13 protein-coding genes and 3 tRNA genes are annotated in these 17,298 nt (G+C 40.4%); 4 read left to right on the forward strand and 12 right to left on the reverse strand.

Annotated elements, in window-relative coordinates:
* Positions 1 to 52: 52 nt before the first annotated feature.
* From hflX to tsaE, 6 genes are all read right to left on the reverse strand, one after another.
* Complete coding sequence (gene hflX / locus JEP71_RS13200) at positions 53 to 1,336, reverse strand: ribosome rescue GTPase HflX (RefSeq protein WP_088495974.1); 1,284 nt, start codon at positions 1,334 to 1,336, stop codon at positions 53 to 55.
* A 94-nt stretch (positions 1,337 to 1,430) separates the two neighbouring features.
* Complete coding sequence (hfq, locus tag JEP71_RS13205) at positions 1,431 to 1,718, reverse strand: RNA chaperone Hfq (RefSeq protein ID WP_198626361.1); 288 nt, start codon at positions 1,716 to 1,718, stop codon at positions 1,431 to 1,433.
* Between the two features lie 109 nt (positions 1,719 to 1,827).
* Entirely contained in the window at positions 1,828 to 2,769 is a 942-nt protein-coding gene (gene miaA, locus JEP71_RS13210; RefSeq protein WP_196533568.1) for a tRNA (adenosine(37)-N6)-dimethylallyltransferase MiaA, read from the reverse strand.
* Positions 2,738 to 4,750, reverse strand: coding sequence for a DNA mismatch repair endonuclease MutL (mutL, locus tag JEP71_RS13215; RefSeq protein WP_198626362.1), 2,013 nt, complete (start codon positions 4,748 to 4,750; stop codon positions 2,738 to 2,740). The genes miaA and mutL overlap by 32 nt, the downstream gene beginning before the upstream one ends.
* 23 nt (positions 4,751 to 4,773) lie before the next feature.
* Entirely contained in the window at positions 4,774 to 6,141 is a 1,368-nt protein-coding gene (locus tag JEP71_RS13220) for an N-acetylmuramoyl-L-alanine amidase (protein ID WP_198626363.1), read from the reverse strand.
* Between the two features lie 13 nt (positions 6,142 to 6,154).
* Complete coding sequence (gene tsaE, locus JEP71_RS13225; RefSeq protein WP_198620234.1) at positions 6,155 to 6,622, reverse strand: tRNA (adenosine(37)-N6)-threonylcarbamoyltransferase complex ATPase subunit type 1 TsaE; 468 nt, start codon at positions 6,620 to 6,622, stop codon at positions 6,155 to 6,157.
* A 224-nt stretch (positions 6,623 to 6,846) separates the two neighbouring features.
* Between tsaE and queG the strand changes: the two genes are divergently transcribed.
* On the forward strand, positions 6,847 to 8,001 hold the full coding sequence (gene queG / locus JEP71_RS13230) for a tRNA epoxyqueuosine(34) reductase QueG (protein WP_109372709.1): 1,155 nt from the start codon (positions 6,847 to 6,849) through the stop codon (positions 7,999 to 8,001).
* A gap of 865 nt (positions 8,002 to 8,866) precedes the next feature.
* On the opposite strand, the gene JEP71_RS13235 is transcribed toward queG, so the two are convergent.
* The 4 genes from JEP71_RS13235 to orn all read right to left on the reverse strand — a co-directional run bounded on the left by JEP71_RS13235 (position 8,867) and on the right by orn (position 9,877).
* A tRNA-Gly gene (locus JEP71_RS13235) sits at positions 8,867 to 8,942 on the reverse strand.
* Positions 8,943 to 8,977: 35 nt separating this feature from the next.
* Positions 8,978 to 9,053, reverse strand: a tRNA-Gly gene (locus JEP71_RS13240).
* A 36-nt stretch (positions 9,054 to 9,089) separates the two neighbouring features.
* Positions 9,090 to 9,165: transfer RNA gene (locus JEP71_RS13245), tRNA-Gly, on the reverse strand.
* A gap of 166 nt (positions 9,166 to 9,331) precedes the next feature.
* Positions 9,332 to 9,877 carry an oligoribonuclease gene (gene orn, locus JEP71_RS13250; protein ID WP_198626364.1) on the reverse strand — a complete coding sequence of 182 codons (546 nt, stop codon included), beginning with the start codon at positions 9,875 to 9,877 and terminating at the stop codon, positions 9,332 to 9,334.
* Between the two features lie 115 nt (positions 9,878 to 9,992).
* Between orn and rsgA the strand changes: the two genes are divergently transcribed.
* The 3 genes from rsgA to mscM all read left to right on the forward strand — a co-directional run bounded on the left by rsgA (position 9,993) and on the right by mscM (position 15,394).
* A complete protein-coding gene (gene rsgA, locus JEP71_RS13255) occupies positions 9,993 to 11,051 on the forward strand; it encodes a small ribosomal subunit biogenesis GTPase RsgA (protein WP_198626365.1) in 1,059 nt (352 codons plus the stop codon).
* Positions 11,052 to 11,139: 88 nt separating this feature from the next.
* On the forward strand, positions 11,140 to 12,036 hold the full coding sequence (asd, locus tag JEP71_RS13260) for an archaetidylserine decarboxylase (RefSeq protein WP_151436684.1): 897 nt from the start codon (positions 11,140 to 11,142) through the stop codon (positions 12,034 to 12,036).
* Positions 12,037 to 12,058: 22 nt separating this feature from the next.
* Positions 12,059 to 15,394: a miniconductance mechanosensitive channel MscM gene (gene mscM, locus JEP71_RS13265; RefSeq protein WP_198620237.1), complete on the forward strand. Its 3,336-nt coding sequence runs from the start codon at positions 12,059 to 12,061 to the stop codon at positions 15,392 to 15,394.
* A gap of 70 nt (positions 15,395 to 15,464) precedes the next feature.
* On the opposite strand, the gene yigL is transcribed toward mscM, so the two are convergent.
* Entirely contained in the window at positions 15,465 to 16,265 is an 801-nt protein-coding gene (gene yigL, locus JEP71_RS13270) for a sugar/pyridoxal phosphate phosphatase YigL (protein ID WP_198626366.1), read from the reverse strand.
* Positions 16,266 to 16,277: 12 nt separating this feature from the next.
* Entirely contained in the window at positions 16,278 to 17,282 is a 1,005-nt protein-coding gene (gene pldB, locus JEP71_RS13275; RefSeq protein ID WP_198620238.1) for a lysophospholipase L2, read from the reverse strand.
* Between the last annotated feature and the right edge of the window lie 16 nt (positions 17,283 to 17,298).

The following is a 17,298-nucleotide window of genomic DNA, read 5'->3' on the forward strand; positions in this document are numbered from 1 at the left end:
GAGCCGATTTCGTCGCCAGCTCTCAGTTAATGTTCATTATTATGGCCGAGTTTCAGACCACGTAATCCAATAAATTTGGTTCCTGCTTGCAAAGGCGGCGCCAGTCTACCATAGGCATACGTATGATTAGCCCAACTTTACCGTCTTTTTCAATCCATTCACGTTCTATCGACTGTAATTGATAAAAACGACTACGTAAGCGCCCTGTATTTTCTGGCGGTAAACGTAATTCAAAGTGTGCGATCTCACCTGAAAGACGTTCTGTCAACGCCTGATACAACAGAGGAATACCTTCGCCTGTTTGTGCAGAAACCCAAACCCTAACGGGTAAGTTTTCTTCATTTCGATCAATTCTTGGAGTGAAGTCTTCAAGAAGATCAATTTTGTTCATAACATGCAGTGTTGGTATTTCTTGAGCATCAATCTCTTCTAATACACTTTCAACGGCATGAATATTTTCCTCAAAACGGCTATCTGCTGCATCAATAACATGAAGAAGTAAGGTCGCTTCTCGTGTTTCTTGCAAAGTCGCTTTAAAAGCAGCAACAAGATCGTGAGGTAAATGTCGAATAAATCCAACAGTATCGGCTAATACAACGGTTCCCACATCATCAACTTGAATACGTCTTAGTGTCGGATCTAATGTTGCAAAGAGCTGATCTGCTGCATACACATCAGAACAGGTAATGTGATTAAATAAACTCGATTTCCCTGCATTCGTGTAACCAACAAGGGATAATGTTGGAATATCAGCTTTACTCCGCGCTTGCCGTCCTTGTTCACGCTGACGCTCAACCCTACCCAATCGCATTAGAATTTGACTAATTTTACCTCGGAGTAAGCGGCGGTCTGTTTCTAGCTGAGTTTCGCCTGGTCCTCGTAACCCGATCCCCCCTTTTTGTCTTTCAAGGTGAGTCCACCCTCTGACTAAACGGGTTGATAAGTGACGTAACTGGGCGAGTTCTACCTGTAGCTTTCCTTCATGAGTTCTTGCTCTTTGAGCAAAGATATCAAGGATAACTCCCGTGCGATCAACCACACGGCATTCACAAAGTCTCTCCAGATTTCGCTCTTGTGCAGGTGTCAGTGCATGATTAAATAAAACAACATCTGCACCACTTGCTTTTACAGCCTCGGCAATTTCTTCTGCCTTACCTTCACCCACATAATATTTAGGATGAGGTGCTTTACGATTTCCTGTAATAATCTGAACCGGTTTAACACCCGCAGATGTCACCAAAGATTCAAATTCTTGCAAATCATCAACGTTCTTTTCTTGAGAAAAGAAGACGTGCACTAAAACGGCTAATTCGCCACCTTCATAACGATCAAACAAAGGCGAAACCTCTTGGACTTTATAAAAACAGGAAAAAACATAGGTAAAGTCTCCCTACCTATGTTTTTCTTATATCAAGAATAATATTGAATTATTACTCTGCAACATCATCCTGCTGAGCAGCGCCACCATTGTAGCCTGTACCAGTTTGGTTCGAGCCTGTATTGCTATGATGAGAAACAGGACGCGAAGGTACCACGGTAGAGATAGCATGTTTGTATACCATCTGACTTACTGTGTTTTTCAGCAAAATAACAAATTGGTCAAAAGATTCGATCTGACCCTGCAATTTAATGCCGTTTACCAAATAGATAGAAACGGGAACCCTTTCACGACGTAATGCGTTCAGGAAAGGATCTTGCAAAGATTGCCCCTTAGCCATTCTATGTTTTCCTTATTTTGTTGTTTTATATTAGAACCCAATTGGTTCGAAAAATGAACTACTCAAAAATTGCGCTTTGGCAACTATCAATTTTACACAAACCTACCATCTATGCACTAACTACCTGCAAAACAGTGTCAAGAGATTGTTTTGGATCTTCACTATCAAGCCAGTGAATGTCATTCCAACCTCTTAACCAGGTGATTTGTCGCTTCGCTAATTGCCGGGTAGCGCAGATCCCTCGATAAACCATCTCATCATAATCTATTTCGCCAGATAAATATGACCACATCTGGCGATAACCGACACAACGTACAGAAGGTAAATCTTCATGCAGATCGCCCCGTTCATATAATGATTTTACTTCATCTTCAAATCCACACGTTAACATCTGTTTAAAACGAGCTTCAATGCGTTGGTGAAGAACATTTCTATCTTTCGGAGCAATCGCAAATTGATAAACATCATAGGGCAAAGACTCGCCTGATATTTTTGTCAATTCTGTCATTGTCTTACCTGAAATCAGGTAAACTTCTAGTGCACGAGAAAGTCGTTGAGGATCATTAGGATGGATCCGTTGTGCTGCAACAGGATCAACTAATGCTAACTCTTTATGTATTGCCTCCCACCCTTGTTCTGCTGCTTTTTTCTCTATTTCAGCACGAACATCAGGATTTGCACTGGGTAAAGGCGATAGACCTTCAAGTAACGCTTTAAAATATAGCATAGTCCCGCCCACTAATAGTGGAATTCGCCCAGCTGCGGTAATTTCTTCCATGGCATTTAATGCATCACGTCGAAAATCAGCTGCGGAATAGGGTAATGCGGGGTCTAGAATATCAATTAATCGATGTGGCGCAAGCGATTGCTCTGTCGCATCTGGCTTTGCAGTACCAATATCCATACCACGATAGATAAGCGCAGAGTCCACACTAATAATATCTACAGGCAACTTTTGTCTTAGTGCAATTGCTAATGCCGTTTTACCTGACGCTGTAGGCCCCATTAGGAAAATTGCTTTAGGTTTTATTTGCGTGTTTACTTCGCTCATTATTTAATGCCGCTACCACCGGTTGTAATTCTATTAATTGTAATAAGTTTTTTGCTGGCCGTCTGACATATTGCGGACAAAGTCTTTCAATATCAGCCAATAGTCCTACTGCTTGAGCTTGCGACCACTGTGCTTGCTCTGCACCTAATTGTTTTGCAAACCACTGTCCAAGTTGTTGCTCGGTACAAGATTGCTCTGCTGACAAATAGGCTAATAATGCTGTCAGTAACACAGGTAAATTTTGCTGGCGCAAAGGTAACGACACAGCATGTATTGTTGCTTTACCGTGAGAAATTTCGATAACGATCCCGAAATGACTGATTAGCGATTGAAACTGATTGAATACGCTAATCTCCTCTTTACTCAATGCCAACTTTAAAGGCACTAGCAAAGGTTGTGGCTTCAATGTTTCATCTTTAGGCAGTAATTGCGCACATTTTAACAGAAAATCTGCTTCTTCCAATGATAACAACCCAAGACCTTGTGAAGATTCTATTAACGCATATTTGTGCTGATAAATTGCCAATACTCGCCCAAAAGTATAATCAGTTCGTCCATCTTTCGCATTGACAGAACGAGGCATCACCGAAATAGTATCTTCTTCGATATTATTAGTTGTATGAACGATTTCACCTAAATTCAATGGGGCACGGTCAGGAAATAGTGGTATTTTCTCTTTATCTTTTGATGTAGAGATACTTTCTTGCATCATTTTTTGATAAAGCGCGCCTTGTGTCCGTTGATAGCTCTCACCAAACTGACGACGATCTCCAAATTGAGAGGCTTGCTTTTGAGGTGAGTTATTGTTGTGCTCTCGTTCACTGAATTGGTGTGATGATGATGTATTTTTCGGAGTTTGAGCTACGGGTGCTTGATAAGGCTGAGAAAATACGTTTTCACCCGCAACTTGACGATTTTCAGGAAAGTTTAACGCTGTTTCGTGTTCTTCTTCATCATCTGAAGTGAGTGATAAAGACTCTTGCGTTGCTTGTCGTAAAACACTCAGCACACCTTGATAGATAAAATCATGAACCAAACGAGACTCATGGAAGCGAACTTCATGTTTAGCAGGATGGACGTTAACATCAACTTGGTGAGGATCAACGCTTAAATACAAGATGTAAGAGGGTTGCTGCTCTCCTTGTAAATACCCATCATAGGCTTGACGAATAGCATGATTAATCAATCTATCACGCATCATTCGTCCATTCACATAACAATACTGAATTTCACTACTTTGCACAGGTGATAAAGGATGTTCTACCCAACCTTTTATCGCTAAATCACCATGTTCCCACGATAACTGCATTGATTGGTTGACAAAATTATTACCACAAATCGCACTCAAACGGCGATTTTGCTGACTTTCATCTTTCACTGCACGGTATTGCCGAACACGTTTACCGTTATGAGTAAGATTGATGGAGACATCAAAGCGCGATAACGCAATGCGGCGCACCACTTCATCAATATGTGCAAACTCTGTTTTTTCAGTACGTAAAAACTTACGCCTTGCTGGCGTGTTATAAAACAGATCAAGGACTTCAACCGTACTTCCTACGGGATGAGCCGCAGGCTTAACCGTCACAGCCATATCTCGGCCTTCGGCGTAAGCTTGCCATGCCTCTTCTTGATCTTGAGTACGCGATGTCAGCGTTAAACGAGAAACTGAGCTAATGCTCGCTAATGCTTCTCCACGAAAACCCATACTCATTATGGCTTCGAGATCATCAAGACTTGATATTTTGCTAGTTGCATGGCGAGCAAGTGCTAACTTCAAATCATCACGATTGATACCGCATCCATTATCACGAATGCGAATTAGCTTGGCGCCACCTTTATCGATATCAATATCAATTGAGGTCGCGCCTGCGTCTAAACTATTTTCCAGCAACTCTTTAACAACAGAGGCGGGTCTTTCAACAACTTCCCCTGCGGCAATTTGGTTTGCAAGCTGAGGAGGTAATAAATTTATCGCCATTACCTTTATTCCATTCTACTCAATCAATTAGGCGCGTTTTGTAAAGGGTGAGCCAGAAAATAATTTCTTAAACCAGCGTGAATAGATGCCGCAAGTTTCTCTTGATAAGCATCAGAAATCAGTAATTGCTCTTCTGACGCATGACTGATAAAGCCTGTTTCAACTAAAATTGAAGGGATATCGGGTGAACGTAAAACACCTAAGCTTGCATGCTCTGGTGTTTTCTTATGTAGTGAACCCACTTTTCTTAGTTCAGACAATACAGCAACGGCAACGTCATAACCCACTCGCTGTGAATTACCAAACTGTAAATCGAGTACTGTTTGGCTTAAATAAGGATCAGCCCCGTCTAATGCATCACCAGCACCACCGAGTAATTCAGATTGTTTCTCGCTTTGCTCAAGCCACTTACCTAATTCACTGTTTGCACGACGATTAGAAAGCACCCATACAGAAGCGCCTCTTGCACTACGATTGGGTGCTGAGTCTGCATGAATAGACACTAACATATTTGCACTTTGCTTACGGGCGACTTCAGAACGCCCCGCAACTGAGATAAAATAATCGCCGCTGCGTGTTAGAACAGGCTTAAACATAGGATCATTACGTAAGCGAGCTTCTAACTTTCTTGCCACACTTAGCGTCACGTCTTTTTCACGATTACCTTTCTGACCAATCGCACCGGGATCTTGCCCACCATGACCCGCATCTATCGCAATAATAATTTGGCGAGAGCCTGCTTGCGGTTTTGAAGGTGTGGTGCGTGGTTTTGCAATGGGAACAACAGGCGTAACCTCGGTTACTGGCTTAGTCATTAAAGGCGCCATTTCCCGATTTGTATTTGCACTTGAATGTGATGTCGTTGCTGTTGCAGTTGCAGTTGCAGTTGCAGTTGCAGTTGCAGTTGCAGTTGGTGATAACGCAACAACACTTACTGTCGATTGGGCATTGCTATTTTGTCGAGCATTCATAGCTTTGATAGTAAGCACTAACTTATAGCCACCACTTACATTCATCAAACTTTCAGTCACCACAACAGGCTGAGCAAGCTCCACGACCATACTTTGGTATTGGCTATCTTTTGATTGCGTTGAGCGAATTTTATGGACTAACTGCCCATTGCCTAATGTTACTGGTAATCCCGTGATTTTTGTGCTCTGTTTAAAGTCCATCACCAAACGGTCAGGACTTTTTAATGAGTAATATCGATAACTAGGCTTCCCATCACTAAAAGTAAATGTAAGGGTTGTTGCTGAAATACCGTTTTCTGCTTTTACTTCTGTCACAGTAGCGGCTTGTGCTATTTGCACAAAAAATAAAGACAAAACAACCAACAGAAAGGCAACAACATAGCGCTGACTTTGACTCACAGTAGTGATGAGACTCGACATAATCAATATTCCTTTATGCAGACTGAATACGGGATAAAACAGTGTTCCCTCTTGGTGAAAGGGCAACAAAACGCGCTTTTCGACCTTCATCTTCGTAGCTTAAATGAAGTTCTAAATCTGCGTTAGGTAAAAAGCCTTCGCCTTGAGATGGCCATTCAACAAGACATAACGCATCTTGTTCAAAATAGTCGCGTATTCCCATAAATTCCAGCTCTTCAGCGGAAGCTAAACGATAGAGATCAAAATGATAAACGGGATTTGGCGAAAGCATATAAGGCTCAACTAATGTATATGTTGGGCTTTTAACATGCCCTTGATGACCAAGCGCTTGTAAAAAGCCTCGGCTAAAGGTTGTTTTTCCAGCACCAAGATCGCCATATAAATAAATGATCAATCCGCTATGATCCGTCGCTATTGCAACAGTACGCCCTAGTTCAACTGTTGCCGCTTCATCTTCTAATGTAACAACCCATTCTTTCATATTTATATAATCTATTGTTAAGTTATAACGGCTTAATAAAGAGAGATCGTTGGAGAACATCAAATACTAAGCTTTATATGTTTTCTTAAGGCAAATAGTTATCGAAATTACTATCAAATAACCATACCATAAATCTATTTATTGCGAGGATTTTTCCTACCGCCTCACTATGATACACTGCGCGCTCTTAGGACTCACCTCTTACCTACTGATTCGGTTTATTCATGTCATCACTCGATCTTAATCTTCTCGCTCAAAACATTAAATTATGGGGTTCTGAGCTAGGTTTTCAACAAACAGGGATATGTGATACTGACTTATCACTTGAAGAACCTCGCCTGCAAGCTTGGTTAGATAAGCAATATCATGGTGAAATGGCATGGATGGAAAAGTATGGAATGACTCGAGCCAGACCTCATGAACTGGTTCCGGGTACATTACGCGTTATCAGTGTCAGAATGAATTATCTCCCCACGGATGCGGCTTTTGCACGAACCTTAAATAACCCAGAACAAGGCTATATCAGCCGTTATGCGCTTGGTCGGGATTATCACAAAGTATTAAGGCAGCGTCTTAAAAAACTCGGCGAAAAAATTTCACAATATTGTCAGCAATTTGAATATCAAGGGGTAGTCAACTTTCGTCCTTTCGTTGATTCAGCCCCTATTATGGAACGCCCATTAGCTGTTAAGGCAGGACTTGGCTGGGTTGGTAAACACTCACTTGTTATTAATAATCAAGCAGGCTCTTGGTTTTTCCTTGGTGAACTACTGATTGATTTGCCGTTACCTATTGATAGCCCAGTTGAAGAGCAATGCGGTAAATGTGTCGCCTGTATGACAACCTGTCCGACAGGTGCCATTGTTGAACCTTATACTATTGATGCTCGTCGCTGTATTTCTTATCTCACTATCGAACTCGATGGTGCTATTCCTGAAGAATTTCGCCCTCTAATGGGTAATCGCATTTATGGTTGTGATGATTGCCAGCTTATCTGTCCTTGGAATCGTTTTTCATCACTGACTGACGAAGAAGATTTTTCACCAAGAAGAGCACTTCATACTCCAGAATTACTCGATCTCTTTCAATGGAATGAAGATAAATTTTTGCGTATCACTGAAGGTTCGCCGATCCGTCGTATTGGTTATTTACGTTGGCTTAGAAATATTAGCGTGGCGTTAGGAAATGCACCTTATCAAGATAAAATTATACTTGCCTTGCAAGAACGCTTTGGATTGAGTGATGTTTTAGATGAACATTTAAACTGGGCGATTGCACAGCAGACAGCGAAGAGAAATGAAAAAGAAGTAAAAATACAGACTTCACAACAAAAACGCTTAGTAAGGGCGATAACTAAAGGCTTACCTCGTGACGCTTAATTTTTAACAGGATAAACGCATTACGAATAACCATTAATTTCCTCTGTGAATAAAATAAAAATCCCTTGCCTATCAACATGAAAAAAAAATTCAAGCGAACTAAGACTCAAAATTTAAAAAAATTAAAATAAACTTAGTTATCAATTAGATATAAAATCCAATCAATTTGTTGAAGAGAATAATATCCTTATCACTTAAGGATACGTGCTTGTGGATAACTCTGTGCAGTAAAAAAATAAATAGTGCTTAGATGCGGTGGTTATTAGCATCTCACTGTGGATAAATCGATTTGGGAAGATTTTAAGAATAGTAGAATATATATCACATTTTTTTAAAGAAAAGCCTGAGAAACCCTTTTCTTTTTCTAAAATACTATTCAATGCATGTTTAACAGAATAAAGGCCTAAAACCTAAAAAATGATCTTGCCTCTAATTTCCCCTCTAAATGAGGAAAGGCGCACATTCTAGTGCTGTCAAAATAGAAATGCAAGCAAAGATCAAAGATAGATCACAAAAAAATAGCTTGATCTTACATGTATTAATGACATTTTCTTTTTTGAACAATAATCCAACACACTCTCTTTACGAGTATTAAGTAAAATTCCCTAATCTGCACCCTAAAACAGTGTAGTCGATATTTAAAAAAGCGAGAGAAAAAATAAAGATTTTTTGGTTATATTTTAGACTAGCGAATAAAGCAACTGTACCTTATGAGTTACAAACTTTAGGTATTCATAAATTTCGGCAAATTATTATTTACGTTATTACTGATGGTAGACGAGATATGAAAGCGCTACTTAGCCGTAGACTATTAGGATAACGTATTGATTTTTGATTAGAAGAATAAAACTAGAAGAGAAAAACTTGGAGCGGGAAACGAGACTCGAACTCGCGACCCCAACCTTGGCAAGGTTGTGCTCTACCAACTGAGCTATTCCCGCATTTGGTAAGTTTTGACAATTATAAGTGAAAGATTTGGAGCGGGAAACGAGACTCGAACTCGCGACCCCAACCTTGGCAAGGTTGTGCTCTACCAACTGAGCTATTCCCGCGTCGCATAACACTACTCATAACTGTCTAAGAAAGATTGGAGCGGGAAACGAGACTCGAACTCGCGACCCCAACCTTGGCAAGGTTGTGCTCTACCAACTGAGCTATTCCCGCGTCTTTCTTACACCCGTACAAACGAAATTCTTCATCGGTACGGGAAGCGCATTATACGAGAAAAATGCTTAACCGCAAGCCCTTATCAACAAAAAAATACGTTTTTTTGATTACATGCCGATAAAATCATCACAATGATGCAATATCAATCATGAATGCACGCTTTTTACTCTTTAATAAAGGTTTTACGATAATAAGCTAGCTCTGCAATGGACTCACGAATATCATCCAATGCCTGATGAGTATTCTTTTTCTCAAAACCTTCTAAAATTTCAGGTTTCCAACGACGTGCTAATTCTTTTAATGTACTCACATCAAGATAACGGTAGTGAAAATATTGCTCTAGCTCTGGCATGTAACGGTATAGAAAACGCCTATCTTGCCCCACACTATTACCACAGATAGGTGATACGCCTTTTGGTACCCATTTTTCTAGGAATTCAATTGTCGCTTTTTGTGCTGAATTGTCATCATATGAACTGTTTTTTACGCGCTCAATTAAGCCACTACCAGTATGGGTACGTGTATTCCATTCATCCATTAAACTTAATTGTTCATCAGATTGGTGTACTGCAATTACAGGGCCTTCGGCTAAAATATTAAGTTGAGGATCTGTCACGATAGTGGCAATTTCGATGATACGGTCACATTCAGGATCAAGACCTGTCATTTCCAGATCTATCCAGATCAGATTGTTCTCGCTTTTTGACATAATATATCCTAGCTGTTTCTAAGTGTGAGACATGATATTTTAGCGTTTATCATAGCGCGTTTACTCAATAAGCACGACAGAAGAACATCTAACCGAATAATACAAGTGAGGATCGGTGACAAAACGTAAATTATCTAAAGGCCAGCAACGCCGAGTACAAGAAAATCATAAAAAGCGTTTGCAGAGCAAAGAGAAAAAAAACCACGTTGAATTAGACGATACGCAATTAGGCGAAGCGACCGAAGGCTTAGTGATCAGCCGTTTTGGTCAACATGCAGATATCGAAGCTACTGACGGCACTATTACACGATGCAATATTCGACGCACAATTTCATCACTGGTAACGGGTGATAAAGTTGTTTGGCGTCCTGCGCTACAAACACAAGAAAATGTCCGCGTAAATGGTATTGTAGAAGCTGTACACGAACGAACTTCAGTACTTACTCGTCCTGACTATTATGATGGCATTAAGCCTATTGCTGCTAATATTGATCAAATTATTATCGTTTCGGCTATTTTGCCTGAACTTTCTTTAAATATTATCGACCGTTACCTTGTCGCATGTGAGACTTTAAACGTTGAGCCTCTGATTGTACTCAATAAAATCGATATGTTAGACGAGGAAAGCCGTAAGACTGTCAGTGAATGGATGCAAACTTATAAAGATATTGGTTATCGTGTTCTTGAAGTCTCTAGCTACACCAAAGAAGGTCTTGATGCATTGACACAAGAGTTGATTGACCGTATCTCCATTTTTGCGGGGCAATCTGGGGTCGGAAAATCAAGCTTACTCAATACCTTATTACCACCAATGGAAGAAAGTATTCTAGTTAATCAGGTGTCTGATAACTCGGGTTTAGGCCAGCATACCACAACAGCATCACGCCTTTACCATTTCCCACAAGGAGGAGATGTCATTGACTCTCCAGGTGTACGTGAATTTGGTTTATGGCACTTAACGCCAGAGCAAGTAACAAAAGGGTTTATTGAATTCAGACCGTACCTTGGTGGTTGTAAATTCCGCGATTGTAAGCACTTAGACGATCCAGGTTGCCTAATTAGTGAAGCCGTAAATAACGGTGAGATCTCAGAAACGCGCTTTGAAAATTACCATCGTATTTTAGAAAGTATGAGTCAGGTGAAAGTTCGTAAGAACATTAATTTAGACTCTTAATAATTGATTCACTGACAACCCTATTAAGGGTAGGTACAATAGACCCCTTTTGTCTATTTTTTATCGTTCAATCCCAGAGGTTGCCATTTTGGACAAGCTAAAAATTAAACTACAGTATTTATTGCCTAAATTATGGCTCACACAGCTAGCAGGTTGGTTTGCAAACAAAAAAGCGGGTGTAATTACCCAATTTGCGATCAAAGCCTTTGCTAAAGCCTATAAAGTCGATATGAATGAAGCAAAAGATAGCCAGTTCCAAGCTTATTCTTCATTCAACGATTTCTTTATTCGTGCATTAAAAGACGGCGCTCGTCCTATTATCGAAGGTGATGACCAACTCGCATTGCCTGCTGATGGCGCAGTAAGCCAACTCGGTCTTATTCAAGACGATCAAATTCTGCAAGCCAAAGGACATCATTACACCCTTGAAGCGTTACTTGCAGGTAATTTTATGCTGGCAGATAAATTCCGTAATGGTCAGTTTATTACGACTTATCTTTCACCTCGTGATTACCACCGCGTTCACATGCCTTGTGATGGTTTATTAAAAGAGATGATTTATGTTCCAGGCGATCTCTTCTCTGTTAATCCATTAACAGCGGCTAATGTCCCTAACTTATTTGCACGTAATGAACGTATTATTTGCCTCTTTGAAACTCAATTTGGTCCAATGATACAAATTCTAGTTGGTGCAACAATTGTTGGTAGTATTGAAACGGTTTGGTGTGGCATGGTAACGCCACCTCGTGAAGGTATTATTAAACGTTGGACATATCCTCAAGCGGATAAAGCAGGAGCGATATTCTTGAAAAAAGGTGAAGAAATGGGTCGATTTAAGTTAGGCTCAACGGTCATCAACCTTTTCCCAGAAAATACCGTTCAACTGAATAAAGATCTTATGAATGGCTCCGTTACATTAATGGGGGAACAATTGGGTTCCATCATCAATGTCGCTGGTAATGACAATAATGCCATCAGTGAATAACACGTAATTCGGAGTAACCTTTGTGCGCCTGATAATCAGTCTTTTCTTCTCGCTCTTTTTGACGCTTTCGTTAAGCACATCTGCAATATCAGCGGATGTAGAGAAATTACGTCAAGATATTAAACAACTTGAAGGAAGTACCAATCCTCAAGATATTGAGGCAGTTCAGGCGCTACAAGGCACTATCAATTGGATTAATGATGGTGAAAAAGCGCAAACGAATGCAGATAATTATCAAAAAACCATTGATGATTACCCTCAAATCACGCAAGAGCTAAGAACTAAACTTCTAGAAGAAAGCCATGCTGTTCCTACTATTCCAGAAAAAATTAGCATCCCTGATTTAGAACAGAAAATTATTCAAATCAGTAGCCAATTAATGGAACAAGCAAGGCTTCAGCAACAAGAGCAAGATAAAAGCCGAGAAATTAGCGAATCTTTAAACTTATTACCCCAACAGCTTTCTGAAGCGCGCCGTTTACTCAGCGATGCAACAGCAAGACTCGCGGCTGCCAGTGCGTCAACAACACCGTTAACAGAGGCACAAAATAAGCTAACACAAGCTGAAGTCACCGCACGTAAAGCAATGGTTAATGAGCTTGAAATGGCACAACTTTCGGCTAATAACCGCCAAGAAATTGCTCGCCTTCGCTTAGAATTATTTAAAAAACGCTATCAGCGTCTTGATGTGCAACTACAACAATTGCGTAGCTTATTAAATATAAAGCGCCAAGAAGTGGCTGATCTGGCATTAGAAAAAACAGAGATGTTAGCGGAGAAAGGTGGTGAGCTCCCTGAGTTTCTGACAAAACAGATCCAAACTAACCGTGAACTCTCTCAAATCCTGAATAAACAAACACAGGAAATGAGTGAGTTATCAGAAAAACAACGCATTACCACCCAGCAGACACAACAAGTTCGCCAAACGCTTACCACTATTCGAGAGCAAGCACAGTGGTTAAGTGGCTCAACAGCATTAGGCGAAGCATTAAGAACACAGCTTTCCCGCTTACCTGAAATGCCTCGTTCACAAGAACTTGATAGAGATATTATTCAGTTACGTGTCGAGCGTTTAGGCTATGAGGATATGCTGGAAAACTTAAGTAAGATCCAGCCGCCAGAAACCGCAGATGGCTCTAAATTGCCTGAAGCTCAGCAATATATTTTTGATTCTCTTATCCAAGCACGTCATGAATTATTGAATTCGTTGTTATCCGGTTATGACTCTCAAATTCTTGAGTTAACAAAACTAAAAGTGGCGACAACACAATTAGCGGATGCATTAAAAGAGACAAAAGACGCCACAAACCGTTATATGTTCTGGGTTGCTGATATCAGCCCCATCAAATTTAATTATCCGGTTTTATTAGTCAAAGATATCACTCGATTGCTTTCGCTAGATACCTTTTCACAGTTAGGTCATGCGGCTGTCAGCATGCTTAAAAATCAAGATACCTTTTTGTTCCTATTTGTCACTTTATCTATTGTGGGCTTTAGTCTGCGCACTCGAAAACACTACAACGCATTTCTTGAAAGAGTCAGCAACCGTATTGGTAAAGTCACACAAGATCACTTTTCACTGACGATACGCACGGTTTTTTGGTCTATTTTAATTGCGTTGCCATTACCTCTGTTATGGTCTGCTGTAGGTTATGGCTTACAAAGTGTTGAATGGCGTTATCCAATGGCGGGAGCGATTGGATATGGAGTCACAGCAGCAGCACCTGTGCTGTGGTTATTTATGATAAGTGCAACCTTTGCACGTCATAACGGTCTATTTATTGCTCAATTTAAATGGAAAGAGAGCCGTGTTAAAAAAGCGATGCGCTTTTACCAGCTTTCTATTTTTGTCATCGTTCCGCTGATGATGTCATTAGTTACCTTTGAATATTATAGCGATAGAGAATTTGCGCCAACGGTTGGTCGTTTCTGTTTCTTACTGCTCTGTATCGCCCTAAGCTTTATTACCTCTAGCCTTAAAAAAGCTCACGTCCCACTTTATCTAGATAAACATGGATCTGGCGATAACCTTATCAATACCATTTTATGGTGGTTCTTACTGCTTGCTCCGGTTATTGCAGGTTTAGCCGCCGTCTTAGGTTACCTTTCTACATCGATTGTCTTACTCGGTCGTTTAGAAATGTCTGTCGCCATTTGGTTTGCTCTACTGATTATCTACCACATTATTCAGCGATGGATGCTTATTCAGCGCCGAAAATTAGCCTTTGAACGAGCTAAACAAAAGCGTGCAGAAATTCTGGCTCAGCGTGCAAAAGGTGAAGATGAAAATACGATTGTTGGGAGCAGTGGTGAGAGCACAGTAGGGCTTGAAATTGAAGCTCAAGAAATAGACCTTGATACTATCAGTGCGCAATCCATTGGTTTAGTTCGCTCTATTCTAACGATGATTGCATTAGTCTCGATGATCTTATTGTGGTCTGAATTAAACACCGCGTTCTCTTTCGTTGATAATATCCGACTTTGGGACGTCACCTCATCGGTAAATGGTGTTAACACGGTGCAACCTATTACGATGGGTTCTATTTTAGTGGCAATCCTTGTCATTATTATTACAACCCAATTAGTACGAAATCTCCCTGCTTTACTTGAGTTGGCCATTTTACAGCACCTTGATTTAACACCGGGTACAGGTTACGCCATTACCACGATGACCAAATACACCATCACCTTAATTGGGAGTATTGTGGGTTTCTCTTTATTAGGGATTGAGTGGTCAAAATTACAGTGGCTAGTGGCGGCAATGGGTGTTGGATTAGGTTTTGGCTTACAAGAAATTTTTGCCAACATCATTTCAGGTTTGATGATCTTATTTGAAAAACCAATCCGTATTGGCGATACCGTCACTATTCGGAATTTGACTGGAAATATTTCTAAGATCAACACTCGGGCAACTACCTTAACCGACTGGGATAGAAAAGAAATTATCGTACCGAACAAAGCTTTTATTACAGAGCAATTTATTAACTGGTCACTCTCAGATTCAGTCACTCGTATCGTAATGACCATCCCTGCTCCAGCAGACTGTAACAGTGAGCAAGTAACAAATGTGTTATTAGAAGCCTCAAAACGCTCTACAATGATTTTAGAAAACCCAGCACCAGAGGTTTATCTGGTCGATTTACAGCAAGGTATTCAGATTTTTGAATTACGTGTTTATGCCGCAGAGATGGGACACAGAATGCCAGCAAGACATGAAATTCATCAAAATATTCTCTTAGCCTTTGCAGAGCATGGCATCCCATTACCGTTCCCACCATTCCAAGCCAGAGTGGATATGATGGGCAATACAATCCGCAGCTCTATGCGTGCAACACCAAGAGAAGTCGGTGGATTGTAATTAATCTATTCCATTGGAATATAAAAAAGGCGAACAATATCACGTTGTTCGCCTTTTCTTTTAGGGAGGATCACACTTGGTATAATTTACGTAAATAATGAGGCACAGCTTCATCAGCATTAGTTCCGATCACTTCCATATTTGGGAGTAAATCTTTTAATGTCTGATGCGCATTTTCCATAATGCAACCTTTACCAGCTATCTGTAGCATCTCTTTGTCATTCATACCATCACCAAACGCAATCGCATCTTTGGCAGTGTGTTGCATCAATTTAGCCACTTTCTCGAGAGCTTCACCTTTAGATACACCACCCGCCATCACCTCTAAGCAATTACGCAGTGAGAAACTCACATTGACCTTATCACCCCAGCGCTGATTAATTTCACTTTCCAGTGTCAGCAACAGTTCATGATCATCAGAGGTGAAGAAGACCTTACAGACATTGGTGGTCGGAAACCCTGTTTTACAAAACAGCTCATAATTAAAATCCGATTCTCGGAAGAACTCACAAGCTCCTGGCATTTCTTTATTAACATACCAATAGTCGCCAGCGTAAATATTAGTTTCAATTTCAGGGTGATCAAAAACACACAAAGACAAGTCATAAGCAATTTCAGGCTCAAGATCTTGGCTAAAAATAAGGTCGCCATGAGTGTTATGCACTCGTGCACCATTAGAGGTTATCATATAAGCGTTAATGCCTAATCCATCACGAATTTGAGCAACATCAACATGATGACGACCTGTTGCGAATACAAAATGCACGCCTTTATTAATAAGTAGATGCAGGGTTTCTTGCGTATAGGGAGTTAATACATGATTAGGTGATAACAGTGTGCCATCAAGATCTGAAGCGACTATCGAATACATACACATTCCTGATTAAAATAAATGCTTATCATAAAACTCACAGATTTCATTTAATGCTTGTGAGCGTAGCTTATCTATTTCGAACAAGATTTCATGATGCGCACCCTCAATCACCAGTGGCAATTTTTGCTTTTCTTCTCTTGTTCTGGACTGACTATAACGTTCACAGAAAGCCCTTAGCTCTTGATTATCTACCACCTTATCATGCTCTGCTTCGAGCACTAATAGAGGGGTATTAATCTCTCCCGCATGTTCAATTAACCAATCTCCCATTTTTAGACTTTCTCCCATCCAATGATAAGTCGGTCCGCCTAATCGTAGTTCTGGAAAATCAGCATAATAACGTAAATACCGGCGATATCGCTCATGGCTATGTGTTAACACATTAAGGATAAATGGCAGTGGAAACCATTTACCTGTTGATACCGCATAGTTATTTCTTTCAGATTGACTTTGTTCTGCTCGGTTAACTAAAAAATTAGCCACCCAGCGAGGTATAGGTAATTTAATGCCAAACATCGGCGCACATAGCGCTGCCGCTTTAAACACATCAGGCTGCCGAAGTAGATAGCCTGCTAAAATTGCGCCACCCATTGAATGGGCTAAAGCAAAATAATGTTTATATTGATAAGGCAAAACAATCGTATCGACGAAAGTTGAGAAATCATCAATATAATCACTAAATTTTTCGACATGCCCTTTTTGAGTATCATCCAGAAGTCGGTCAGAAAGCCCTTGACCTCGATGATCGAGAAGAAAAACATCATAGCCTGAGTGAAAGAAATCAAACGCAACTTCAGGATACTTTACATAGCTTTCACTCCGACCTGAAGCAATAACCAGTGCTTTATTGTGCGATGGTGAGCGCCAATGAACATAACGAATTTTGACGCCATCAACACCAATAAACTCACCTTCTTCACGTTGGCTCCAAAAATCCAATAAGACGCCGTTCGTAAAAGCAGAAAACTGCTTTTCGCGAGATAACCACGAATATTTAAATAGGGTGGTTGTCATTGGCTCTCCTTATTGG

The organism is Proteus sp. PR00224 (genome assembly GCF_016238105.1).
Taxonomy (GTDB): Bacteria; Pseudomonadota; Gammaproteobacteria; order Enterobacterales; family Enterobacteriaceae; genus Proteus.